Origin of the sequence: Micromonospora sp. NPDC047548 (genome assembly GCF_040642975.1) — a bacterium.
GTDB lineage: Bacteria > Actinomycetota > Actinomycetes > Mycobacteriales > Micromonosporaceae > Micromonospora.
On sequence record NZ_JBEYTI010000018.1, the window covers coordinates 18098 to 42342 of the forward strand.

The window sequence follows — 24245 nt, forward strand, 5'->3', positions numbered from 1 at the left end:
GAAGACGATGAACTCAAGGGCGAAAGGTTTGCTGCGGCGTTCCAAGGGGGCGCTCGAGGTGCAGCGGCGTACCGTCGGCAACGCGCTCGTGCTCTATTTCGCCGAGCGGATCAGCGAAGAGGCGCAGGCGCTGACGATGGAGGTCGCCGCCGATCCCGAGCATGACATCGTCGTGCTCGACATGCCGGGCGAGCTGCCGATCGGGGTTTGGGAGGCGATCGGCGCCGCGCTGCCCCGGCGTCGTCGGCCGGTGCGGCTCGTGATCTGCGGCAAGGAACACGAGGTCGCCCCGCTCGCCGGGCAGTGGCTGGCGGAGCGGCTCAATCGGCAGGTTGTCGCGCCACATGGGCGGCTCATCCGGGGCGCCGCCGGTGCCATGCTCGTCCATCCCGGACCGGGCAGCGGATGGGTTCGTTATCGCCCAAACCGGCCTCCGGTGTGGGAGGCACAGCGGTTCCCGCGGCCCGCGTGGGACCAGGTCGTCGCCGAGTCCTGGCCGACCAGTTCGACGGGGGTCGTCGACCCGCTGCCGGGGGGCGCATGGATCCACGACACCCGCAACGATGCTGCGATCGCGCGGCGGCGGGAGTGGCTGGTCACCGCGGTGCCGTGTCATCCGGAGACGCTCACCGTGGTGCTTGGTTGCCCCGGCACCCCACCGCTGTCGACGGACGATGTCGCTCGCTTCTGGCGGAGCCTGGACTCGTCGTCGCGGTCCCGGGTGCGGTTTGCGCGCTATGGTCCGGTGGAGCCGAAGGGGGAGCAGTTCTGGCAGACGCTCGCTGACCTGCTCAAGTCGCCCATCGGCTGCTACACCGGCATTCCGATGGGGTCTTCGGTCGACCCCGAGGTCCGTACCATCGACGCCGACGGCGAGCTCGGCTGGCAGATGTTCGTCCGGGAGCTTCGCTATCTGCCGCGCGCCGTCCCCACAGACAAGCCGGCCCTGCCCACCATCGTCAGCCACCGGCCCCCACTCGCGACAAGTGAGCAGCTCAGCCCCATGGTGTACTGGTACGCCCCGGATGCCGAGGTCGAGGTGGTCCAGGCCGGGCTGTGGATGCGCCCGGTCCAGGCGCCGAGGGGGGCCGATGCCGTCCGGGCCCGCCGCACCGATCCGAACCGGAACACGATCATCTATGAGGACGGCACCGCCCGACTGGCAACCCGGATGCGGGACCTGGCCGAAGACATCGTGGCCCGGCTCGACCCGGAGACGCGGCGCCGCAGCCAGTTGCTGCCCGCGTCGGAGCTGCTGGCAACGGTGGTGCGGATGCCAGGGCCGGCCGGCGGACAGGCGGACGACGTCCAGCGGCACAGTTTCGCGCCGACCGTCTACGACACGTCGCAGTCGGCCGAGGCGGAGACTGCCGTCGTCGAGCCGGAACGCACCGTTGGTGCCGTGCCGGTCGCCCCGACGTCGATGCTCGCGAACGACAAGACGGTGGCGCTGCGGCGCGACCGGGAACCCGCGCGTACCGAGTCGGTTCCGTTCGAATCGGTTCCGCCCGAACCGGCCCAGCCGGTCGCGGTTCCCACGCCCGTCGTCTCGGTGGTGGAACCGCCTTCGGCGGCTGCCGGAACGGCGGAGCAGGAGGTCACGCCGCAGCGAGCCGCACTGAGCGCCGCGAACTCGCTGAGAATCAGGCTGCCGGGCCGCACGGCTCCGCCGCCGCCGACCGACCCGGGCGTGGTACGCCATACGACCACGCCCGCGTGGGAGCCGGAAGCGCCCGCCTCGCCGTCGCAACCGGTCCCGGCCTCGACGCCCGTCGAAAACCTGACCCCGACGCGTCCGGTCACCGCGGCCGCACCTGTACCTGACTCCCCGGCCACCGATCGGGCCGCTGTGACGCGGCTCCAGCCGGTGCCCGAGGCTGCCGCGTCCGCGCTCCTGTCGAGTCGCGGCCTCGACGACGAACGAGGGTGGCTGCGGAAGACGCTCGCCACGGATTTCGACGCCATGGCCAGCGCCCTGACCCGGATCCTGTCCGAACACCCCGGGCTCCAGGGCGACAACCCGCGCACGTCGCAGGAGATCCTCACCGACGCCGTAGCCGTTCGTCTCTACCTGACCAGCCGCGGCACGGCGATCGACGCCGGGCTGCGATCGGGCTCCCTCGGCCCGCACGTGCCGGCCGCCCGATGCGTGGTGTCCGGCCTGAACCGGCTGCCGTCGCACCGGGGCGCCACGGTCTTCGCCGCCTCGCCGACGCCGGAGGCGTGGGAGCTGCTGGCTTCCCGCAAGGTGTTCACCGAGTGGGGCTTCGTCAACGCGCTGACCGCACCGGTGGCCGGTCAGGAGGGCGAGGTCGACGTGCTGATCTGGTCGATGACCGCCCGGCGTACTCGTCTGCTCGAACCCGACGGCAACGAGGGCGTGGAGAACCGGGTGCTCTTCGTCCCGGGCACGAGTTTCAAGCTCCTCGAGGTGGAGCGGGGCGGCGACGGCGTCCGGGGCCGGATTCTGATGCGTGAGCTCGCCACCGACGAGATCGACGCTCAGGGCCGGGTGGACAACAATCGGGCATCCTTCGACGAATTGGCCGTCGCGTCGCTGCGGGGCGTGGTCGAGCGATGGGCCCAAGGGACACCGGTGGGCCGGATCGGTTTCGCGGCGGCACCCCGTTTCGGTGCGCTGCCGGGCATGGTGTGAGGAAGGCTGGCCGTTGACATCCTCCCGGCCCTGAAGGGCGGCCGGGGTTCTCACGGTCGCCCGTGAAGTTTCCTGTTTCGTCGCCGACTGCCTTGCCGGGAGGTTTCCCTTGAGGTCTTACATCAGCTCCGCAGGCGTTTTACCTCTCCGCCAGCCCGGCGGCGAGGATGTTGCGCGCGGCGTTGATGTCCCGGTCGTGCTCAACCCCGCAGCCGGGGCACGTCCAGGTGCGCACGTTGAGTGCGAGGGTGGTGTTGATCCGCCCGCACGTCGAGCAGGTCTTGGACGACGGATACCACCGGTCGGCGGGGATCACAGTGCGCCCGTACCAGGCGGCCTTGTACTCCAGCATGCTCCGAAACTGACTCCAACTCGCGTCGGAGATGACGCGGGCCAGGCGCCGATTGCGGAGCATGTTACGCACGCTGAGGTCTTCGATCACGACCGTTTGGTTCTCACGGACGAGTCGAGTGGTCAGCTTCTGCAGGTGGTCCCGCCGCCGGTCGGCGATACGGGCATGAATCCGGGCCACCGTGAGCTGGGCTTTGGCCCGGTTGTTGGAGCCCTTCTGTTTGCGGGCCAGGTTCCGCTGCGCCTTGGCGAGCTTGCGCCGGTCGGTCTGCCCATAACGCGGGTTGGCCACCTTGCCCTGCTCGTCGCTCATTCCGGGAATCGGGTGGGACAGGGTGATCAGGCTGGTGATGCCCGCGTCCACACCGACCTCCGCCGCGACGGCCGGGAGCGGCTTCACGGTCAGGTCCCCAACCAGCAGGGATACGAACCAGCGGCCGGCAGCGTCGCGGGACACGGTGACCGTGGAGGGTTCCGCGCCTTCGGGCAGGGGCCGGGACCAGACGATGTTCAGCGGGGTGTTCATTTTGGCCAACGTGAGCTGACCGTCACGCCACCGGAACGCCGAACGGGTGTACTCCGCCGACGCCCGCGACCTGCGCTTGGACTTGAACCTCGGGTACCGGGCGCGCTTGTCCCAGAACGCCGCGAACCCGGCCTGCAAGTGCCGCAGCGTCTGCTGCAACGGCACCGAGGACACCTCGTTCAGAAACGCCAGGTCCTCGGTGCGCTTCCACTCGGTCAGCCACGTCGACGACTGCACGTACGTGGTGCGCTGGCGGTCGACCGCCCACGCGCGGGTACGTGCCTCCAGCGCCCGGTTGTACACCACACGCACGCATCCGAACGTCCGGTTCAACTGTTCGGCCTGTTCAGGGGACGGGTAGAAGCGGTACTTGTACGCCCGCTCACCACCTCACCCACGCCTCACATCCTACCAACCGTGCATGTAAGACGATGACTGAGGGGAGGAAGCGGCGTTTCCTCCCGGCCGTAAACGGCCGGGTTTCCACGCCGCAATTCCGATGAACCGACAGACGCTCGTGGTGGCGCAGGATCGTCCGGGCGCGCACACCACGATCGGGGCGGCCCTCGCCCAAGCGGCGGACGGCGACACCGTCATGGTGCATTCCGGCCGCTACGAGGAGAATCTCGTGGTGTCCCGCCGGGTGGCGATCGTGGCTGCGAGCCCCGCCGATGTCGTCGACGTGCACGCGCGCGACGGCAGCGTACTGGTCATCGCAGGCGAGGGTGCGCAGTTGCGGGGGCTTCGTCTGTCGTCGGCCGACACCCGGCTGGCCGCCGTCGACGTGTACAGCGGTGAGGCGGTGCTGGACGAGTGTCACATCACCGGCGCGTCGTGGGCCAGTCTTCTCGCGCGGCTGGACGGGGCGCTCGCCCTGAGGGCGTGTGAGGTGGGCAGCACCGGCGGGGCCGGTATCGTCGTCACCTCCGCGGCGACCAGCACCGCCGAGGACACTCTCATCACCGACGTCGTCACCTCGGCCGTCGTGGTGGGCCAGTCCGCAGCCCTGGTGCTGCGCCGCTGCACGATCCGCCGCACCGGCGGGAACGCCCTCTGCGTCAACGGCCAGGGCCGGTCCATCGTCGAGAACTGCACGATCACCGAGGCCGGCAAACCGGCCGTGGTGGTCGAGGAGCAGGCCCAGGTGCGGGTCAGCCAGCTCACGGTCCGCGACAGCGCCAGCGTGGACATATTTGTACGCGGTGAGGCCGGTGTCGCGGTGGCTGACTCCGAATTCATCGGCGCCAAGGTGCAGTCCGCTCATATCGCCGACGGAGCCGCGCCGGTGTTCGAGCGATGCGTGTTCCGGGAAGCCGGAAACACTGCCGTCCGGGCGACCGGGAAGGCGGCGCCTCGCCTGACGAGCTGCGTCATCGAGGACGCGCCGACCGGCGTCGCCGTCGACGGGGCGGCCGTGCTGCGCCTCGACGGCGCCACCGTCCAGGGCACAAGCGAAGCCGTCGGCACGGTCGGGCCGGATTCGCAACTCGCCATCGTCGGCAGCACGGCGACGGCGCGTACGGGGGCTGGTCTCGTCGTCACCGGTGGCCGGATCGAAGCCACCGAGGTGACGCTCGACGTGGGCACCACACCCGGCTTGTCGATCACCGCCAACGGGCAGGCCACGATCAACGACCTGCAGGTCACCACCGTGGGTGGAGCCACCGCTCTGACCGTCAGCGCCTCCCGGGCCACGCTCGCCGCGCTCCGCCTGCGCGGCGGTGGCCTGCTGGTCGACGGCACCTCCGGGGCGGCGCAGGTCGCCGTCGGTGACAGCGAGATCATCGACGCCGATGAGGACGGCATCCAGGTGATCGGCACCGCGACCCTCAACGCAGCGAACTGCCGCGTCCGCGGCGCCCGTCGGCACGGCATCCACCTCGGCGCGGGTACCCGGGCTGATCTGTCCGGGCTGGAGGTGTTCGGCAGCAGCGGGGACGGCGTCCATGTGGCGACCACCGAGCGGGTCTGGATCGCCAAGTGCGTCGTACGCGACAACGGCGGCGAAGCCGTCCGTCAGCCCACCGGCGGACAGGTCACCGTCGAGACGCTGACCACCGACCCGTCCCGGAGCCGGGCCGAGGCAGCACCGTCCTCATCGGACCGGGCAATGCCGGCGTTCGCCGACGAAGGAGAGCCAGGGCTGGCGTACGGCCCCGATCTGACCGGACCGCTCGGCGAGCTGCAGAACCTGATCGGGCTCTCCGAGGTCAAGAGCGAAGTCACCGGACTGATCAACCTCATCCGGATGTCGCAACGACGGCAGGAACTCGGTCTGCCCATGCCGCCGATGAGCCGACATCTCGTCTTCGCCGGCCCGCCGGGCACCGGAAAGACGACCGTCGCCCGCCTCTATGGCACCGTGCTCGCGGAACTGGGCGTCCTCAGCAAGGGCCACATGATCGAGGCGGCTCGGGCCGACCTCGTGGGACAGTACATCGGCGCCACCGCCATCAAGACCACCGAACTAGTCACCAAGGCGCTCGGCGGGGTCCTGTTCATCGACGAGGCGTACACGCTGACCGCCGGCACCGGCGGGTCCGGTCCCGACTTCGGCCAGGAAGCGATCGACGCCTTGATGAAGATGATGGAGGACCACCGCGACGAACTCGTGGTCATCGTGGCCGGCTACTCCGAGTTGATGGAGCGGTTCCTGGCGTCCAACCCGGGTCTGGCGTCACGTTTCACGCGTACGGTCGAGTTCCCCAACTACAGCGTGGGCGAACTGGTCACCATCACGACCAACCTGTGCCTGAAGCACTATTACGAGCTGACCGACGACGCGGTCGAGGCGTTGACCACCTACTTCGAGCGAGTACCGAAGAACGCGACGTTCGGCAACGGCCGCGTTGCTCGCAAGCTGTTCGAGGCCATGGTCACCAACCAGGCGTCGCGGCTCGCGTCCAGCCCACCCGGCAAGGACAGCGAGATCAACCGCCTCACCGCTGCCGACGTCCAGCCGGAGCTCGCGCTGCTCAGTGAGCTGCCCGTCGAGCAGGCGACTGCCCCCGATCCCACCCGCGACCCGGGTGGCGCGCTGCGCGCCGGCCGGACCTGGCAGCGGCTGAACGCGATGACCGGCGTGACGGACATCCAGCAGTCCCTCGCGGACACCGTCGTGCACCTGTGCGACCTCCGGACGAGGCGCCGGTCGCCCGGCCACAGCGGAAACGTCGTCATCTCCGGCCGGCGCGGCACCGGCCGCTCCCGGCTCGCCGCGCTCTACGCGCAGGCCGTCACCGAGGTGGGTCTGACCACCGCCGGTCAACTGGTCCAGGTGCGCTCCTCCCGGGAACTGCGGCCCGAATGGCCCGGCCAGGCCCGCAGCCTGGGCCAGGTGGCCTTCGCGGAGGCGCTCGGCGGCGTACTCCACTGGCATCACGACCAGGAACCGGACGGCGACGACGGCCTGGAGCTGCGGGCGGAGCTCGCCGAGGCGCTCGCGGAGGCGGCCCGGCAGAGCCCTGGCGACCCGCTGCTGGTGCTGACCGGGGAGCCGACGGGGCTCGTCCGGCTCTTCGCCGACCACCCCGTGCTGCGGGACTGCTTCGCCCAACGGTGGGACATGCCCGACTACGCCCTGGACGACCTGGCCATCCTGGTGGTGAAGCACCTGGAGCGGCGCGGGCACGACGTGCCGGAGGAGGTGCGGGCGGCGATGACTCGCCTGGTGGAAACACTGCCCGACCGTTCGGCATGGGAGGCGCACCGGTTCGCGGATCGCATCGCGCAGACGGCCGCCGCGCGTACCGTCACGCTCGCCGACCTGGGCGTACCGGGTCTCTCCTGGCGGCTGCCTGCCGCGGCTACCCGGTAGCCGTATGGTGGTCGGCCGCCGAGATGGCGGCCTTGCTCGATCACCTGGTGTGCATGGCCGCCGTGGACCGAAAGCTTGCTGCGAAGCCGGTTGTCTCGTGTGGCTCGGTGTTGCTACTCGGCGTGCGCTCACCCGGAAGCAGCCCCAGTAGCGCCCGATCAGCAGGGGAAGGACGGTGATGCGAGGCGGTGGCCTGCGGCCACCGCCTCGCAGTATCGACGGGTCCTGCCCACTCACCGGGGTGCGGCGCCGAGGGCCGCCGAGCCTCATTGTGGGCCGTGACCCCGGCTGTGTCCGGGCTCTGTGGTCCGGGTCTTGGGCGCACCTCTTGCAGCCGGGCCGGTAAGTGGCGTGGTAGTGCGTGGCGGCCCCTGGGACTTTCGCGGAGTCGGCTTGTCCCAGGGACCTTCGCTGGTCCGGCGTGCTGGTCTAGCTGGTGGTGTTGGCTGCGCTCATGATGAGGTCCGTCACGACGTCCGGGTGGCTGATCATCGCGACGTGGGATGCGGCGACTTCCACGGTCCGGGAGCGGGCACGTTGGTACTCGAAGCGCTGCAGCGCGGGGGGAATCGCCTTGTCCTGGGTGGCGATGAGCCCCCACGAGGGGATGGTGTGCCAGGTCGCTGCCTCAGCGTAACCGCGCTTTTGGAGTCGGTCGGTGACGTCGGTCCAGCTGATGTCGCGTCGGCGAAGCCGCCGTGGACGAGCACCACGGTCGGCTTGGGCTTGACCGGCTCGTTGCTCACGGAGGGTGCGGCTGCCGCGTCGCCCCGGCCGAGCCGACTATCGCCATCGAGGTGGCGATGGCGGCGGCGGCCAGCAAGGTCCTTGCGCGGCGCAGGGTGAATCGCAATCCGTTCATGATGATGGTCTTTCTGGTGCGATGCCGATGACGGCCGTGATCAGGCGGCGGCCTGGCGGATGAGGTCGGCGACCGCGGCGGGCTGCGACAGGTAGACCGAGTGGCTGCCTGGCGTTTCCGCGACGGTCGCCCCGGCGCGCTGCGCCATGGCGTGCTGGGCGGGCGGCGGGATCATCCGGTCGTCGGTCGCCACCAGGTACCAGGACGGCTTGCCGCGCCACGCAGGTTCAGTGACTGCGCCGCCGAGGGCGTCCACGCCCCACGGGACCTGCGAGTCGGCCATGAACGCCGCCTGGTCGGCGGGCAGGTCCCCGGCGAAGGAGGCGGCGAACTTGTCCCGGTCGAGGAAGAGGAACCCGTTTACCGGGGGCAGGATCGGCGGGACGGGCGCGCCGGGCTGCGGGTCGGCGATGAGCGTGTTGACCGACTCGCCCTTGTCCGGGGCGAAAGCGGCGATGTATGCGAGTGCCGCGACGTTGGGGTGGGTGCCGGCCTCGCTGATGACGACGCCGCCGTAGGAGTGGCCGACCAGGACGCACGGGCCGTCCAGGCCGTCGACGACCTGGCGGGTAGTGGCGACGTCCCCGGCCAGGGAAAGGGTTGGGTTCTGCACGACCGACACGCGGAAGCCGTCGGCGACGAGCAGGTCGTAGACGGCCTGCCAGCCCGAACCGTCGACGAAGCCGCCGTGGACGAGCACGACGTTGCGGATCATGACGCTCCTCTACGAGGGGAGAAGGATTGGAAACGCGTCCCACGCTAGGAACCGGGCAGCTCCCCTCGCGTACGTCAAATGATGTAATCGCCTTCCCGCGCGGTCATGAGACGGCTCAGCTCGCCACGGGTGGTGATGCCGAGTTTGGGGAAAATGTGCGACAGGTGCGTGCTGACCGTGCGGGGCGAGACGAACAGCCGCTGGCCGATCTCGCGGTTGGTCAGGCCTTCGGCGACGAGCTGGGCGATCTGGCGCTCCTGGGCCGTGAGCCGGTCGCGGGCGTCGTGCTTGCGGCGGATCCGCTCGCCGCTCGCGCGCAGCTCCCGCAGCGCGCGCTCCGACCAGGGCACCGCGCCGAGCGCGTCGAATGCCTCGGCCGCCGCGCGCAGCGGTGCCCTGGCCTCGGTCGCGCGGCGTTGGCGGCGCAGCCACGCGCCCCAGGCGTGCCGTAGCCGCGCCCGCTCGAACGGCCAGCCCACCAGGTCCTCGCGCAGCGCGTGCGCGAACAGCTCCTCGGCGGCCTCGTCGGACGCGGTGATGGCCCTGACGCACGCGACCGCGACGCGCCCGACCGGCGACGCGCCCTCCTCGATCACCGGGGCGAGTTCGTCGGCGACCGCGCGAAGCTCCGCCTGCCGCCCGCTGAGCAGCGCCGCCTCCGCCAGGTGCGGCAGCGCCCACAGCCGCACGTACTGCTGGTAGCCGATCTCGCTCTGCTCGAGGCGAGCACCTCCTGGTCCTGCCGGGAGGCCAGGGCGGCGAACTCCATCAGCGCGAGCGGGTTGCCTGCCGCCTCCGTCAGCACACGGGCGCGTAACGCGATGCCGAGGTCGGGCGCGACTCTCGCCAGCAGCTCTGCGGCGGCTCGGTCGGTCAGCGGCGGCACCGTCAGTGCGGGCAGTCCCGAGGCGGCGAGCTTGGCCTGGGAGTCGGCGTCGTCGCGCAGGGCCGCCAACAGCACGATCGCGTCCGCGCTCAGCCGGCGGGCGACGAACGCGAGGGCTTCCCAGCTCGGCTCGTCCAGCCAGTGCGCGTCTTCGATGGCGAGCACGACGGGGGTGTCCGCAGCGAGTGCGGACAGCCGGTGCAGCACGGTCATCGCGGTGCGCAGCGGCCCGCCGTCGAGGTCGCCGGGCGCGAGCCCGCTCCCCGCGAGCAGCCTGCGCAGACCCTCATAGGGGACCCGGCCTTCGGCGAGCACGCCGGTCACGGTCAGCACGCGCGCGCCCCTGGCCACGGCCTCGGCCGTGACGGCCCCGAGCAGCGCCGACTTGCCGACGCCTGCCGCGCCGCTCAACACGAGCGCCCCGCCGCCCTCCTTCAGGCCGTCCAGCAGCGCGAGCAGGCTACGCAGTTCGGCGTCTCGGCCCAGGAGGGCGTGCTGTGTCACGAGGACGATGGTCACACCGCGCGCCCGGCGCCGTCCAACTTGGGTCCAGGCGCCGCCGTCCCGACCAGATGTGCGACGGCCGCCCGTCAGGCGGCGGCCTGACGGATGAGACCGGGCGACCGCCACCCCGGCACCCATCGGCAACCTGCCGGGGGAGTCGGGTGCGGTCATGAAGAACAGCCGGTCGCCCACGGTTGCCGGCGACCACACCAGCACGACGGACTCGCCACATCCGACGCCTTGCCGTCAGCGAACGGCTCGATTCCCACGCCGCGCTTCCGGGGCACCTCCACATACTCCCGGCCGTCACCGTTCATGAGTACCGCGCCGCCGAGGAATGGCGTCGACGGCAGAGGCTCGAGCTTCTTGTCGTTCGCGGAGTAGCTGAGCAGCTCCGTACGGCGTCCGCCGTCACACTCGATGGCACCTCGACGTCGCCGTCAGAGCCCGCGAATAGGCAGCTGAACACCCCCTTTTCGCAGGCAGATCCCCGTGCGGGACCCCCGAGGACCCGTTCCTCGTTGCTCTGGTCGGGCCGCTGCCGCCACACTTCGGCCTCGTCCGACGGCACCTCTCCACCGGCCCTTGCCGGTCGGGGGTGAGCGTGAGGCCGGGCCACCGTACGCCGACCGGATCGAGGTAGCCGAGGTCGCTGCCGGCTTCGTCGTCGAGGTCGTCTTCGGTGATCTCCTGCCACCATTCAGCGAGGACCACGCCGCTGTCGTGCTGCTCAATGCCGATGGCGGCCCGCCGCCGAGACCATTCACCCGCCGCCGCCGGTCGGAAGGAGCCAGTACACCGGCGTGACACCGCTGTACGGGACCATCAACCGGCCCTCCGGGAGATCTCTGCCGGCAGCGCGTCGTACCACGTCATGGCCGACACCATGGGCGCGGGCGATGACACGGCCGCCGACGTGCAGAACAAGCCCTCAGCCGATGGTCGCCCGTCGCCCGTCGTCAGCCCGACGGCCTGAGGAGGCCGGAAGGCCCCCCGTTCCAATTTCCGCGATGTCCCGCGAGCCGACTCCTCGTCTTCAAGGATGTGAGGGGGCGGCCCGTATCCACGAGTCCCGGGCGGCCCGTCCGTCATCGAGGCCTGGTCTTGTCGTCCGCCACCATGGCCGGCCCTGAACAGCGGGACAGCGTGGTTGACCAGGCGAAGAGCCTTTCCTCCCGGAATGGGAGGGGCGGCCAGCACCGGAGGGGGCGGTGGCATGGAGCAGGATGCGCGCGAGCAGGGGCTGCTCAGTGCCCTGACCACCGAGCATTTCGTGCTCCAGACCGCGCGTAGCGCCACGATCACCGAGTCCGTCGGGCGGGCGACCGTGTTCCTGTCACTGCTGTCCGCCGCGCTGATCGGGCTGGGTTTCGTCTCCAGCAGCGGACACCTGATCAAGCCGTACCTCGGCGCGGTGCTGCCGACCCTGGTAATCACCGGGCTGCTCACCTTCGCCCGGCTAGTTGAAAACATGGTGGAGAACTCGCTGAATCTCAAGCGCATCCAGCACATCCGCGCCTACTACCACCGCCAGTTCGCCGGCGAGCACGACTTCTTCACCGACGCGGTGACCGGCGAGGGCGATACGCAGACGATCGCGGCGGCGGTCGGCAGCACCGCCTCTCGCTGGCAACTGCTACTGACGACGGCGGCCATGGTGGGCGCCGTCAACGCACTGCTGATCGGCGTGGGCGCGACCCTCGTGACCGGAGTGGCCAGCGGATCCGCCGCGTTGGCGATCGCGCTCGGTGTGGCGGTCGCACTGGTCGCCTTCGTCGCACAGCTCGCGTACATCAAGCGGGCCTCGATCTGGCTGGGCGGCTGATGGTTGCTGGGCCTGGCGCGACGTTCAGCCAGGCACCTCGGCCGATCGTTGACGTTGGTCATTGATGGTCCACCTGGACGGCCTGGACCTGGTCCTCGGCGACGACGAGCAGGGAATCGGTGCGAACACGGTGCGGGACCTCGCAGATGTCATCCGATGCCGCCTTGCAGGGCGGCCCCCTCTGCCGCCTTGGGTGCTTTCGTCTCGGCTGTTGCTGGTCGTCCAGCGGCCTTCCCGTTACCGGCACCGGCCATCCGTTTGACCGCCGGCATCGCTGCCTGGGCTTGAGGGGCTGGCGCTCAGGTGCGCCAGCACGACATTTCCACTGGCCCAACCGAGCATGTTTACGCCGAGGCCGATTTGGTACTCGCAAGGCTGACTGCATTGGTCATGGGCGCCGGACGCCGTCAATGGTGGATTCGCCCCTTCGTCCGCGGGCAGGCATGGGCGGAAACGAACTTGCCGCAGGCCCACGACCGCGCCCACGCCGACCGCGAGCGCGCCGACCAGGTATTCGCGGACGCTGCCCGCTTGGTCAATCCCGGTGGCGCGATCGCCGTCGCCGGCATCTACCCAGAGAAGGACCTCACACCCCGAGCGGACGGCACCACCGACGGACAACTCCGGTTCCAGCCGTTGCCGCGGGATTTCTTCCGGCTGGCTACGCCTCGCACGCTGGGCGGGCAGGCCGCGTCCGTACGCACTGCCATCAAGGTCTGGGCGGAGTTGGCGCGGAGCTGCGCATCCAGTTCGTGGCTGGGCGGCATCACGTACGGCGGCAACCTCTTCGCGTCGTCTGATGGAAGCCCCTGTGCGCAGAATGGTACGGGGGAAGACCCCTGACGCCTTCGTCTGCGGGACGGCCAACCCGTCCGGTACGGGGTCGCGGGCGATGATGGGAGTCACGGCCGGACCGCCGAGTATGTCCAAGCCAACATCGCGGCGTGGGTGAGCGGCGCAGTGGTCGACAATGTCAGGCAGTGTCCGGTAGCGGGAATGACCACGGCCTGGAGGTGGGCATTCGGTCCGTAGTGCTCGGCTTCGTAGTTGCGTACCGCGGTCGCCGAGTTGCAGTCGATCCAATCTGCCCCGCAGAACATCGCATCGCGCTGGCCCGCCACGACGAGCACCGGCACGTTGACCTCATGAGTCAGGCCGTCCTCTGGACGGATCGGGAACAGCAGGGCGGCGACCTCTGCCAGCTTCGTGGTGAACGCGACGACGTCCTTGGTCTGCTCGTCCATCTGCAGTATCGCCGGATCTGCCGTGCTCGGATCGTAGAACAGCTGCGCCCGGCCGCCAGGGCGGAACGTCTGGTATCCGGAGTCCAGCCCGGACGCGGCGAACTTGGGGTCGTCAGTCGCCGGATATACCTGAGCCGCCAATGCCGCCGATTGTTCGGCGCTTTGACCATGAAGCAGACCCGTCACGATCAATGCATCGATATCGCGGTAGCGGGCCGCTACGGCTATGCCGTCCATCGAACCCAGCGAGTGTCCTACCCAGATGACGTGACGGAACGCCGACCCGGCCTTTCCAGACCGGAGCGCGGTAATCACATCGTGCAGCGCGACGGCTTCGGCCGCTATCGTCAGTACGCTCGACGGCGGCACAGAGCTGTTGCCAACTCCGAGCGCATCGACGCTGAAGGTTGCGTAGCCGGCGAGCGTCGCTGCACGAACGTACGAGTACTGGTTGTTCTGCACCGGCGAGTCCCAGTACAGATGGTTGTAGGACGCACCGTGGACGAGCAACTGGACGGTTTCCGGTGGGTCCTCGCCGCGGTAGCACAGCTCGCCCCAGATGAGTTGGTCGTGCGGCCCGGGATCGGCGGTCCGAACCGGGACAACGTGTGTCGAGCAGCGGGTTGCGGAGAGCTGCGCCGCATGTGGCCCAGTGGCGGCGGCCGGGTCTGCGGCTACCGCGACGGCCACCGCGGCCACTACCGCCGCAACGATCCGTGCGACTCGGTTGGGGATCGGCGATGCGGCACGGCTCGCCGATGTGGGTGCGAACATTCCGCTGCAGACATGTTCCACTCTTCCTCCTTGGGTTTGTCAACCGCCGGGCTTTGGCACGGCTGATGGTCACGTGGCCCGGCACGCGACCGGCACGGCTGAGCCGGGACGGCAAGTCAGGTCCGGGCCTCGGTTACCGGGCCAATGGTCTTGGTCCGAGGTAGCGGAGCTGCTGCCGGGCTGCTCGGGTGCGGCCTGCGTGACCAACACGGCGACCGCTTGGGGCTGGGGCAGATAGATGGAGGCCGTCAGCCGGTCGGAGATCCGCTGCCAGTTGAGTGGGGGTTCGGGGAAGGCGCTTGCGCCGGTCAGGACAACCGACCGATACGCGCCTGGCCAGGCGGGGAGATGACTTCAGGGCTGACCCACGTCGGATCGGCTGGGGCAGTGGTGAGGCGGCCGGTACTGACACCCAGGCCGTGCCGTTCGGAGATGCTGGCAATGATCGGTGCCGCGTCGCCAACCTCAACGGGTAGGGAGGCTCGATGCCCGGAAGGCCCGTAGTCGGAAAGGTCCTCGGCGTTCAGAAGTTCGAACTCGACCCCGGGCTGGCCGGCGCGTGAGTTGCTCGCGTCGATGAGGAAGTGAGCGGTGGCGTGTTCCCCGGTCGGGATTGGCGGCACGCTGACCGCTCCGCCATGCACCTCTTGCCGAACGCGCCGCAGGTCCTGGTCGGACCATGTGTCGAGAACGTGGACACCGTGATCAGCGAGCGCGTTTCGCCCTGCCGTCGTGATGTTGAGTAGGGTGTCGTAATCAAAGGGTCGGTGTCCGGTGTTCCGGAGATCCACCGCGAGATAGCGGGGTTCCGGCCCGCGGAGTCCGTCCTTGCACGGCGTAAGGTCCTTTTTCACCGCCCGCGACCGGAACACGGTCATGCCGGTACCCGCGGGTCGCAGCTCGACCACGAGATCATTCGGGGTGGCGTCACCCGGCCAGTAACGGTCCTTACTGAATATTGTCTGCTTCTTTACCCCGCGCCGGGTGACGAGAGGGCCGGGCACGAACAACGTGTTCGGCCGCCACAGCCCCCCGGCATTGTGCTCAATACGAAGCTGCCAGGTGTCACCGGAGATCTTCCGGGAGGCACCCAGCACTGCGTCGATCACCAGATTCACGGCACCCTCGATGATGATTCGCTGAGGCCAATCCGAGATCTTCTGCACCACACGGATATTCCAGGTTCCGTGATAGGTGAATGAGCCAACTCTCGACAGGTCAGTCATCTCGCTCCCCACCCTCGCTCGTACCAGGCCGACGAGGTCCGCCCACCCCTGGCTAGCCCGACACCAGCGAGGCGTGCACCCGTCATGCCTGCAGCGTGAGCTGTCGTCATCCCCGTCGACGTATCAGCGCACCCGCGAGTTCACCCTCTCCGCAGCAAAATCAACGGCGTATCTCGCAAAGCCATGGGAAACCTGTCGAAACGGCAGATCGAGCCCCTGACACCAGGGCTTTGCGTGGTCAGGATATGACCGCTTCAGGTGATCTTTGGGAGTTGTAGGGCTTGGTCCGGGTTGCGGTTGTTCCGGCGGAGGGCTTTGGAGATGGTGGTGGTGCCGGCGAGCCGGAGCAGGCCGATGGCGAGATTACGCAGGGTGGTTACGGCGCGGGTGCACTGCCGGTGCGGATCCGGCTGGCGTCTTCGCGGTAGGTGGTGCCGCACGGGGTAGCACTTCGATGGCCCAGCGCCCGCGGAGCCAGTCGGCCAGGTCGGCGGGGCTGGCCTGGGTAGCGGTCAGGTTCGTGATGGCGTAGACGGTGGACCGGCGGCCACCTGGTTGAGTCGGCGGCGGCGGATGCGCAGGGCTTGCGCGGCGTGCGGGAAGTCCAGGGCGAGTGCTCCGGTGCAGTGACCGCCTGCAGCCGGCGCATGTCGCGGCGGCCGGGCCGTGTCCGCGGTCGCCGATGGTGTCCAGGGCCGGGATCTTGTTGCAGGACAAGTTGCTTGAGCTGCCGCTACCGGTGCGGGTGGTTACGCAGGTCGAGCACCCGCCGTTACTCAGCGCCGAAAGCTGTCGTCCGTCAACTCACGGTCAGCTTCGGTTCGCGCGGAGTGCGATCGGAGTTGCGGGACCAGAGCACGTGCGGCCGCTGGCCAAACCTTGCCGTGATCGTTGCTGGTGCTCCGCTGTTCGGCGCTGCGCTCACCTGGGCTCAGGACACTCCGCATTTCCACACTCCGATCCAGCTCTTTTCACGGCAATGCAGCGGCGGCTCAGCGTGCGCGTCGAGCGGTCAGGCTGGCGCCGCCGGACGGGAGGTTGTTTGGCGAAACTGCCGGTCGGCGGGCTGACCGCGCGCACCCGCGGACGGTTGTTCTGAAGTGGGTCGAGTGCGGCCTGGTGCCGGCCGGCCCGGCCTGTGGACGGGCCGACCGACAGCCACCTGATGCAGCCGGCAGGACGCCGGGATCAGGACGCCGCACTACCGAAGGTGTCAGTCCCTGGTCACGTACCAGCCCGCGCTGGCGCCACCGTTTGCCGTCGAGCCGTAGGTGTAGACCTTGTAGCCCGGATCATCGTTGGGAGTGGCGTTGAAGCGCCCCATTTCCCAGGTGGACTCCGAGGTGTTCCACTTGCCCGTCACGATGATCTGGTAGGTGCCGAAAGGAATGTCCGTCTTCAGGCAGGTTCCCGGGGCGACAAGTCCGGTTGTCGCGCCGTTGCCCGCGAAGCTCAGGAAGGACCAGTAGTTCCCCTGCGAGCAGAGCTGCACTCGCCCCTTGCCCATCGCCGCAGCTGCCGGCCCGGTCGTCGCGGCCAGGCTCGCCGCGATGGTCGTCGCCACCATGGCGGCACCGATGGCCGCCTTGTTGAGGATGGTCTTGATACGCATGGATTCCTTTCCCGCCTGAACCACCTCTTGGCCGTTCAGGGCTCTTGCTGGTGGGGTACGTCGCGCGGCCTGCTCCTCAGATCGGACTCCATGGCGTCCGAGGCAGAAGGGACGGTGTGTGGCCCGGCGACTACACCTGACGACGTGTGGGGAGGTCCGCTGGTTCACCTCGTGCCGGGTCGATCCGTCAGATGAGGTCGGCAATCGCCGGCATGTAGGTGGGCGGCCGGACCCGTTGTCGACGACACCACCCGTCGGCCCACGCTGCCGCGCTTCCCGGCGATGCACTCGGCCGGGGACGCTGATCAGAGCCGAGTTCCTGTGCGGAGGTCGCCTGATCACGCCTGCTGGTCTCCATCGTTGGTGGAGAATCCTGTCTCGGTGCCGGTTGCTCGGACCGCAGGACAACTGCTCGCCTCAGTCGCCCGGGCGGCCTGCGGAGGACGAGAGCGGGAGACGGCCGCTGGTGAGATCGCGCTGCGGTCGGATCGCCTGGCTGTGGCGACAACAGCCAGCTCTGCCCTGGACGTGCGCGGAAACGGCCAATTCATGCAGGTCAGCGGCGACGCGCTCGTCCACGTGGGCGAGCAGCGGGGTCTGGTCCGGGCTTGGCCGCGTACCGCATGCCAGCTCAAGACACCGACCGGGTGGCGCCGCCGAGATCGGGCCGGCCTGCATCCAGCTGATCGGCGAGCTGCCGGACGTCAACGCCCTGTTCCGGCTGCGCGGCGCGCAGGGCGTGCTAGGCCTGGCCGACAAGCACGGCCCCGGCCGGCTCGAGGCCGCCTGCGCCAGGGCGACCGCCGTCGCTGATCCCAGCTACCGCACCGTCAAGGGCGTCCTCGCAGCCGGCTTCAGTCAACCCGGGCGGGCAGGGCGGTTGGTTGGTGGTGAAATCGAGGGTGACGTCGGTTCTGGTGTGCCGGTCGGTGGTGTTGCGCACCCGCCATCCCGTGGAGTCGATGGTGACCCCTCCTCGCCACGGTCGTGGACGATGGTCGAGGCCAGGTAGACCCGGTCGATGTGCAGTTCGGTCCGGGCCAAGCTGGACGGCCAGGTCAGCGGCGATGTCGTTGGTGACTGCCCACGGATCGCGGCTAGGACAACAAGAGCGGCAACCTGTCCAGCCGGTGTATGAACGGCGCCTGACTCCAGGTTAGTTCGGCGGCGGGAACCGCGAGCCGCAGATCCGGGAAGCGCTTGAGCAGGGCCCCGATAGCCAGCTCCCCTTCCAGCCGAGCCAGCGGAGCTCCCAGGCAGTAGTGGATCCCGTGGCCGAAGGCAAGATGCCGGCCTTTCCTTCGGGCCGGGTCGAATCGGGAGGGGTCCGCGAACTGGGAATCGTCCCGGTTGGCTGCCTGGAGACTGATGGCGACGAGGTCGCCTGCCGAGATGTGCGTCCCGCCAATGTCAAACGAGCTGACTGCGGCCCGGAAGTTGGCCACCGGAACCGGGCTTTCCAGGCGCAAGAACTCCTCGATCGCTGCCGGGAGCAGGCTGGGGTCCTCGCGCAGCCGGGCGGCCCGACCTGGCTTCTTCATGAGCAGGTGTACGCCGTTACCGATCAAGCTCAGGGTTGTGTCGTGTCCAGCGACGATCATCAGAAAGATCGTCGCGGTGAGCTCGTTCGCGCTGAGGGCGTCGCTTTCGTCCCTGGCCCGTATCAGGGCGGAGATCAGGGCCTCGTCGGGATCGTCGCGCCGCTGCGCGATCAGGCCGCGCAGGTACTCCACGAACGCCACGGCATCCTGCACCGCGAAGTCGGGCGAGCCGAAGCCGGAGATGATCGTCCGGGACCAGGCTCGGACCCGCGGCCGGTCGGCTTCGGGGATGCCCAGCAGTTCGCTGATGACCAGGATCGGCAACGGCGCGGCGAAATCGGCCATCAGATCGACCTGGTCGTGCTGCGCGAAGCCGTCGATCAGCTCGTCAATCACTTGGCTGATCCACGGTCGCATAGCTTCGACGCGACGGGCGGTGAAGGCCTTGGACACCAGGCGACGGAGGCGCGTGTGGTCCGGCGGATCGGAGTTGGTCAGACTCTTCAGCAGCGCGTTCCGCATGTCCGGGTTGAGTTTCCCGCCGTCGAGGCCCCCGCTCGCCAACATGGCAGCCGCCGAGAGCCTGTCGTCGTTCAGGGCGGCGATGGCTGTGTCGTAGCCAACCACCAACCAGACCGGCACTCCGTTGGGCAGTGTCGCCCGGTGGACCGGACCCTGCTTCTGAAGGTCGGTCGCTGTGTCCGGGTTTGTGAGCACGTCGCTCAATGCGATGAAATCACCATTTCGATCCACAGTAGATCCTTCGAGGGGGATTGGCGCTGGACGCCGACGGCCGGCCGGCGATCGGTGTTGATGGGTGTGGCGGTGCCGGGGCACGTGTCCCGGGGCCAGTGCCCCGGGACACGACGCGGTCGCTTACTCAGGCGGATGCCTGGATGGCCTTCTTGATCAGGTCGGCCACGGCCGCCGGCTGGGAAACGTACACCGCGTGGCTGCCGGGGGTTTCGACGGTGGTCGCCCCGGCCCGCTCGGCCATGGCCCGCTGCGCGGGCGGGGGGATCATGCGGTCGTCCGTGGCGACCAGGTACCAGCTCGGCTTGGCGCGCCACGCGGGCTTGGAGACGGCCCCGGCCAGCGCGTCCACGCCCCACGGCACCTGGGAGTCGGCCATGAACGCCGCCTGCGGCGCCGGCAGGTCACCGGCGAAGGACGCGGCGAACTTTCCCCGGTCCAGCAGCAGGAAGCCGTCGCGCGGCGGCAGGATCGGCGGCACCGGTGCCCCGGGCGGCGGGTCGGCGATGAGGGTGTTGACCGACTCGCCCTCGTCAGGGGCGAAGGCGGCGATGTACACCAGCGCCGCCACCTGGTCGTGGTTGCCGGCTTCGGAGATGACGGCGCCGCCGTATGAGTGGCCGACGAGCACCACCGGACCGTCCTGAGCGTCGAGGACCTGCCGGGTGGCTTCGACGTCGCCGGCGAGGGAGAACGTCGGGTTTTGCACGATGCTGACCAGGTGCCCGTCCTGGGTGAGCCGGTCGTAGACCTGCCGCCAGCCGGAGCCGTCGACGAAACCGCCGTGCACGAGCACGACGTTGTTCGCATTCTGGTTCAAAGGACCTCCCTCGGTGTGCGCGGATGCGGATGTCACGGAGGCTAGGGCGATGCCGTGTGCAAGTAGTGCACATCGAGTGGCCGGCCCGAGCCGGGCGATGCACAACTCGCCACGCAGCGGGGAATCCTGCGGGCCGCGACACCGCTACAACGGGGCGGCGCCCACATCTCCGACTCCTGCAAGATGTAGTGGTGACCAGTACTTCATCGCCGCAGCCGACGCTGCGGTTCGGCCTGTTCGGCGGCGTCCGGGTGTGGCGCGGCGACGTAGAGCTGGCGCTGGGGCCGCCGAAGCAGCGCGCGACGCTTGGCCTGCTGCTCGCCGCAGGTGGACAGCCGGTGACCATCGGGCAGCTCCTGAGCGTGCTGTGGGAGGACGAGCCGGCCGCGACGGCCCTCAATCAGATCCACCGCTACATCGGCGTGCTGCGGCGGATCTTCGAGCCGGACATCGAGCGCCGGGCTGCCGGCCGGTGGCTGCTGCCGACCGGGTCCGGCTACCGGTTGGCCGTCGATGAGGCGTCCTGTGACCTGCTTCAGTTTCGCAGCCTCGTCGCGGCCGCGGGCTCGGCGCAGCGCACCGGCTCGGTTGATGAGGCGACCAGACTGCTCGTGCAGGCGTTGGGCATCGCCGCCGCGCCGCCCGCCGACGAACTGTTTCGCGACTTGCCCATGGTGGTGGCGATCGAGGACGAGCGGGTCCGGGTCGCGGTGACCGCCGCGGAACACGCGCTGCTGTGCGACATGGCATCCGACGTCCTGCCAGGCCTGCGCGGCATAGCCGCAGAGCATGCCCTGGACGAGACCGTACAGGCGTCCGTCATGCGATGCCTGAATGCCGTCGGACGGCCATGGGAGGCTCTGACGGCGTACGACCGTGTTCGAGAGCGATTGCGCCAGGAGTTGGGTGCGGACCCAGGGCGCGTGCTCGTCGATGCCCAACGAGCGATCCTTGCTCAGCAACCGGCTCCCGACATCACAACGAGTCCCAGCAGTACCCGGCCGGCGCAACTGCCCAGCTCGGGTGGCCGGGCGGCCCATGACGGTGGGATGAGCGCCGAGGGTTCGTTCGCGGCGGCGCTTCGCGTGGCGCGTCATGCCGCTGGGCTCACCCTGGAGGAGTTGGCCGAGGCCTCTGGCGTGAGTGCGCGGGCGCTGAGCAATATGGAACGCGGGCGGGCCCTTGGACCACAACGGCGGACGGTGGCGCTGATCGCCGACGCGCTCAAGCTTGTCGGCGTTCACCGGGACGAGTTCGTCGCGCTCGCCAAGGCCGGGCGTACCCGGCCGACGTACCCGGCCGCCGCGCCGGGCCTGTGCGAGTTGCCGGGATCCATTGGAGACTTCACTGGCCGGGCGGCCGAGCTGGCATGGATCTTCCGGTTGGTGGATGCGGTGGACGAGCCGGCCGACAGTTCCCATGCGGCGGTGATCTCCGGTGGCGCCGGGCTGGGTAAGACGACCCTGGTGGTACGGGCTGCGCACCGCCTGCGCGACCGGTTCCCCGGCGGGGTGCACTTCCTCGACGCGCTGGGGATGAGTGCGCGCCCGGTCGGCAGTGACGAGATCCTGGCCCGTGCGCTGCGGGCGCTGGGCGTACGGGACCACAAGATTCCGGAGGACGCTGCCGAGCGTGCTGGGCATTACCGGCAGTTGCTACGGGAAAAGCGTGTGCTCGTGATTGTGGACGATGTGGCGTCAGAGGCGCAGGTACGCCCGCTGATCCCCGGGGGTGGGCACAGCCAGCTCCTGGTAACCAGCCGGCGCCTGCTGGCCGGGCTGGTAGGCGTACAGCGGCTTCACCTGGATCCGATGCCGGTCGCCGACGCGTCCAACCTGCTCAGCCGGATCCTCGCCGAGCGGGCGGACGTGCCGGATGACCGCGACTTGCAGAGCTTGGTGGATCTGCTGGGCGGGCTGCCCTTGGCGGTACGCATCGTGGGAAACCGGCTCGTTTCGCGGCCGATCTGGAGCGCGGCCGATCTGACCGCGCGGTTGTCGGTCGCCGAGCGCCGGCTGGATCAGCTCAGCGCGGGCGATCTGAAGGTCGCGGCGGCCTTCGGGATTTCCTACGAGCAGCTGCCCGACCTGACCAGGCAGGTGTTCCGGCGCACGGCGCTGGCACCGGGCCCGGACTTCAGCGCCTCGCTGGCGGCCGTGAGCGGTGAGGTGACGGTGCCGGACGCTGAAGATCACCTCGACGACCTTGTGGATCTCGGGCTCGTGGAGACGGCTCAGGGCGGCCGGTACCGGTTGCATGACCTGGTCCGGCTCTACGCGAAGCAGCGCCTCGAGCAGGACGACGAGGCCGCCACCGTTGCGGCCAGCCGCCGCCGGATGGCCGCTTGGCTGCTGGTGACACTCACCGACGCCGGCCGGTGGTTCGAGCCGAAATCTTCCGGTACGGCCGGCTCCGCTTTCGGCTCCGTCGAAGAGGCGGATGCCTGGATCCGGGCCGAGGCCGAGCACTGGTTTCCGGCGCTCGGCGACGCCGCGACCGCCGGTGACCACCACGCCGTCGTCAACGCCGTCAGCCCTTTGCACTGGTTCGCTGACCGCTGGGTGCACTGGCCCCGCTGGACGGATCTGTTCATGCTCGCCGTCGACTCGGCGGTCGCGCTCGGCGATGCCACACGGCAGGCCGAATTCCTCACCGCCGTCGCGTGGACCTACACGTATCCGGGGCGAGACTTTCGGCCGGCACTGTCGTATGCCGAGCGTGCGCTGGCCGTGGCTCGAGCCGCCGGCGACGTCCTGCAGGAGGGGCGGGCATGGCTGGTCACCGCCCGTGCCCGGAAAATGCTCGGCGATCCGCACGGTGCCCTGGCGGCGGTGCGCGCGGCGTCTGAGCGGTCCGAGCAGGCCGGCGATGCCGACAATTTCTGCCTGACCCTGACCGGGCGCGGCGACATCGCGCTTGCCCTCGGCGAGGTGGACGAGGCGCTGGCCAGCCTCCAGCGCGCCGTGGAGATGGCGGATGATCCGGCTTCCGGCATGACACCGTCGGTCGCGGCGGGGACGCTGCCGTTTGTGTTGGGCCACGCCGCTCGGGCCTTCGGCCGGGCGGGGCGCGCTGCCGAAGGCATACCCCTGGCCCTGCGGGCGGTGGATCTGTCGGCAGAGATGCAGAACATCGTTGCTCAGGCGGCGATCCTGCTCATCCTCGCCGAGGACCTGTATGGCGACGACCAGGTTGCCGAGGCGCAGGAGTGCCTGCTGCGAGCCGCAGAGATATACGAGTCGGCCGGACTCCTCGATGATGCGTCCAGCTGCCGGGGAAAGGCTGCCGCGAAAGGCAATGGTGTGGGCATGTCCTAGTTCTGCATACTGTTCTGCCTGGGCCGGCGCGGGTGTGGCGGCTTGCATGGAATGCGAAGCGGCGGGCGATCCGCCCGCCGCCTGGAACTCAGGAGCATTCCATGAGCACACCAACAACCCGCAACGTCGTGCTGGTCCATGGCGGCTTCGTCGACGGATCAGGCTGGCAGGCCGTACACCGCCTGCTGACCCGCGACGGCTTCACGGTGACTGTCGTACAGAACCCGACGCTTTCGCTGGAGGGCGACGTCGCCACGACACGCTTCATCCTCGACGGGCTCGACGGCCCGGCGGTCCTGGTCGGCCACTCCTACGGCGGAGCGGTCATCAGCGAAGCGGGCACCCACGACCGGGTCGCCGCGTTGGTGTACATCGCGGCGTTCGCCCCCGACAAGGGCGAGTCGGTCAACACCCTGATCGCCGAACCGCCGCCTGGCGCGCCCGTCCCGCCGATCCTGCCGCCCCGCGACGGGTTCCTGTTTCTCGACCGGGCCAAGTTCCACGCGTCGTTCGCCGCCGATCTGACCGCAGACGAGGCGGCCTTCCTGGCCGACTCCCAGGTGCCGTGGGGGGTCGGGGCACTGGCCGGTGCCGTCACCGAGCCGGCGTGGCGGCACAAGCCCAGCTGGTATCTGGTCGCCACCGAGGACCGCATGATCCCGCCGGCCGCGCAGCGGGCGATGGCCACCCGCGCCGGCGCCGTTGTCGCCGAGGCGATCGGCAGCCACGCCATCTACGTCTCCCAGGCGGGCGCGGTCGCCGACCTCATCCGTGAAGCCGCCGCGTCGGCCACCTACTGACAATCACCACCACTTC

General features: G+C 69.4%; 15 protein-coding genes and 3 pseudogenes. 8 read left to right on the forward strand and 10 right to left on the reverse strand.

Annotated features, from left to right (window positions below; translation table 11 throughout):
• Positions 1-28 precede the first annotated feature (28 nt).
• Positions 29-2656, forward strand: coding sequence for a hypothetical protein (locus ABZ807_RS19420; RefSeq protein WP_357159498.1), 2628 nt, complete (start codon positions 29-31; stop codon positions 2654-2656).
• Between the two features lie 139 nt (positions 2657-2795).
• Here the strand turns inward: ABZ807_RS19420 and ABZ807_RS19425 are convergent.
• Positions 2796-3902 (reverse strand): annotated as a pseudogene (locus ABZ807_RS19425) (RNA-guided endonuclease TnpB family protein); the annotation flags it as partial.
• A gap of 130 nt (positions 3903-4032) precedes the next feature.
• Between ABZ807_RS19425 and ABZ807_RS19430 the strand changes: the two are divergent.
• On the forward strand, positions 4033-7350 hold the full coding sequence (locus ABZ807_RS19430; RefSeq protein WP_357159500.1) for a right-handed parallel beta-helix repeat-containing protein: 3318 nt from the start codon (positions 4033-4035) through the stop codon (positions 7348-7350).
• 429 nt (positions 7351-7779) lie between these two features.
• On the opposite strand, the pseudogene ABZ807_RS19435 reads toward ABZ807_RS19430, so the two are convergent.
• Positions 7780-8034 (reverse strand): annotated as a pseudogene (locus ABZ807_RS19435) (alpha/beta fold hydrolase); the annotation flags it as partial.
• A 14-nt stretch (positions 8035-8048) separates the two neighbouring features.
• Here ABZ807_RS19435 and ABZ807_RS19440 point away from each other — a divergent pair.
• Positions 8049-8243: a hypothetical protein gene (locus ABZ807_RS19440; protein ID WP_357159502.1), complete on the forward strand. Its 195-nt coding sequence runs from the start codon at positions 8049-8051 to the stop codon at positions 8241-8243.
• Between the two features lie 9 nt (positions 8244-8252).
• Here the strand turns inward: ABZ807_RS19440 and ABZ807_RS19445 are convergent, their stop codons facing one another.
• The 3 genes from ABZ807_RS19445 to ABZ807_RS19455 form a co-directional block, all read right to left on the reverse strand.
• Positions 8253-8927 (reverse strand): alpha/beta hydrolase, encoded by a 675-nt coding sequence (locus ABZ807_RS19445; protein ID WP_357159505.1) that lies wholly within the window; start codon positions 8925-8927, stop codon positions 8253-8255.
• Between the two features lie 74 nt (positions 8928-9001).
• The gene (locus ABZ807_RS19450) at positions 9002-9523 is read right to left on the reverse strand and encodes a LuxR C-terminal-related transcriptional regulator (RefSeq protein ID WP_357159508.1); all 522 of its coding nucleotides are present in this window, start codon (positions 9521-9523) and stop codon (positions 9002-9004) included.
• Positions 9520-10317 (reverse strand): ATP-binding protein, encoded by a 798-nt coding sequence (locus tag ABZ807_RS19455; RefSeq protein WP_357159511.1) that lies wholly within the window; start codon positions 10315-10317, stop codon positions 9520-9522. The genes ABZ807_RS19450 and ABZ807_RS19455 overlap by 4 nt, the downstream gene beginning before the upstream one ends.
• Positions 10318-11533: 1216 nt before the next feature.
• Between ABZ807_RS19455 and ABZ807_RS19460 the strand changes: the two genes are divergently transcribed.
• Both ABZ807_RS19460 and ABZ807_RS19465 read left to right on the forward strand, forming a co-directional pair.
• Positions 11534-12142 (forward strand): hypothetical protein, encoded by a 609-nt coding sequence (locus ABZ807_RS19460; RefSeq protein WP_357159514.1) that lies wholly within the window; start codon positions 11534-11536, stop codon positions 12140-12142.
• A 303-nt stretch (positions 12143-12445) separates the two neighbouring features.
• Complete coding sequence (locus ABZ807_RS19465; RefSeq protein WP_357159517.1) at positions 12446-12985, forward strand: hypothetical protein; 540 nt, start codon at positions 12446-12448, stop codon at positions 12983-12985.
• 59 nt (positions 12986-13044) lie between these two features.
• Here ABZ807_RS19465 and ABZ807_RS19470 read toward each other — a convergent pair whose 3' ends face one another.
• The 3 genes from ABZ807_RS19470 to ABZ807_RS19480 form a co-directional block, all read right to left on the reverse strand.
• Positions 13045-14181: an alpha/beta hydrolase gene (locus tag ABZ807_RS19470; protein ID WP_357159520.1), complete on the reverse strand. Its 1137-nt coding sequence runs from the start codon at positions 14179-14181 to the stop codon at positions 13045-13047.
• Positions 14182-14468: 287 nt separating this feature from the next.
• Positions 14469-15386, reverse strand: coding sequence for a hypothetical protein (locus ABZ807_RS19475; RefSeq protein WP_357159523.1), 918 nt, complete (start codon positions 15384-15386; stop codon positions 14469-14471).
• Between the two features lie 1213 nt (positions 15387-16599).
• Positions 16600-16998: a hypothetical protein gene (locus tag ABZ807_RS19480; RefSeq protein WP_357159526.1), complete on the reverse strand. Its 399-nt coding sequence runs from the start codon at positions 16996-16998 to the stop codon at positions 16600-16602.
• A gap of 661 nt (positions 16999-17659) precedes the next feature.
• Between ABZ807_RS19480 and ABZ807_RS19485 the strand changes: the two are divergent.
• Positions 17660-17851 (forward strand): annotated as a pseudogene (locus ABZ807_RS19485) (IS21 family transposase); the annotation flags it as partial.
• 244 nt (positions 17852-18095) lie between these two features.
• Here the strand turns inward: ABZ807_RS19485 and ABZ807_RS19490 are convergent.
• Both ABZ807_RS19490 and ABZ807_RS19495 read right to left on the reverse strand, forming a co-directional pair.
• Positions 18096-19292, reverse strand: coding sequence for a cytochrome P450 (locus tag ABZ807_RS19490; RefSeq protein WP_357159529.1), 1197 nt, complete (start codon positions 19290-19292; stop codon positions 18096-18098).
• Between the two features lie 127 nt (positions 19293-19419).
• Positions 19420-20112, reverse strand: coding sequence for an alpha/beta hydrolase (locus ABZ807_RS19495; RefSeq protein WP_357159532.1), 693 nt, complete (start codon positions 20110-20112; stop codon positions 19420-19422).
• Between the two features lie 191 nt (positions 20113-20303).
• Between ABZ807_RS19495 and ABZ807_RS19500 the strand changes: the two genes are divergently transcribed.
• Together ABZ807_RS19500 and ABZ807_RS19505 are read left to right on the forward strand one after the other, a co-directional pair.
• Positions 20304-23429, forward strand: a complete 3126-nt coding sequence (locus ABZ807_RS19500) for a BTAD domain-containing putative transcriptional regulator (protein ID WP_357159535.1) — start codon at positions 20304-20306, stop codon at positions 23427-23429.
• A gap of 101 nt (positions 23430-23530) precedes the next feature.
• Entirely contained in the window at positions 23531-24229 is a 699-nt protein-coding gene (locus tag ABZ807_RS19505; protein WP_357159538.1) for an alpha/beta hydrolase, read from the forward strand.
• Positions 24230-24245 lie beyond the last annotated feature (16 nt).

What these genes read in the sequence shown, in the direction of transcription:
- ABZ807_RS19430 (WP_357159500.1), top strand. Translation starts at nt 4,033, where the DNA reads ATGAACCGACAGACGCTCGTGGTGGCGCAGGATCGTCCGGGCGCGCAC.
- ABZ807_RS19445 (WP_357159505.1), bottom strand. Translation starts at nt 8,927, where the DNA reads ATGATCCGCAACGTCGTGCTCGTCCACGGCGGCTTCGTCGACGGTTCG.
- ABZ807_RS19460 (WP_357159514.1), top strand. Translation starts at nt 11,534, where the DNA reads ATGGAGCAGGATGCGCGCGAGCAGGGGCTGCTCAGTGCCCTGACCACC.
- ABZ807_RS19475 (WP_357159523.1), bottom strand. Translation starts at nt 15,386, where the DNA reads ATGACTGACCTGTCGAGAGTTGGCTCATTCACCTATCACGGAACCTGG.
- ABZ807_RS19480 (WP_357159526.1), bottom strand. Translation starts at nt 16,998, where the DNA reads ATGCGTATCAAGACCATCCTCAACAAGGCGGCCATCGGTGCCGCCATG.
- ABZ807_RS19505 (WP_357159538.1), top strand. Translation starts at nt 23,531, where the DNA reads ATGAGCACACCAACAACCCGCAACGTCGTGCTGGTCCATGGCGGCTTC.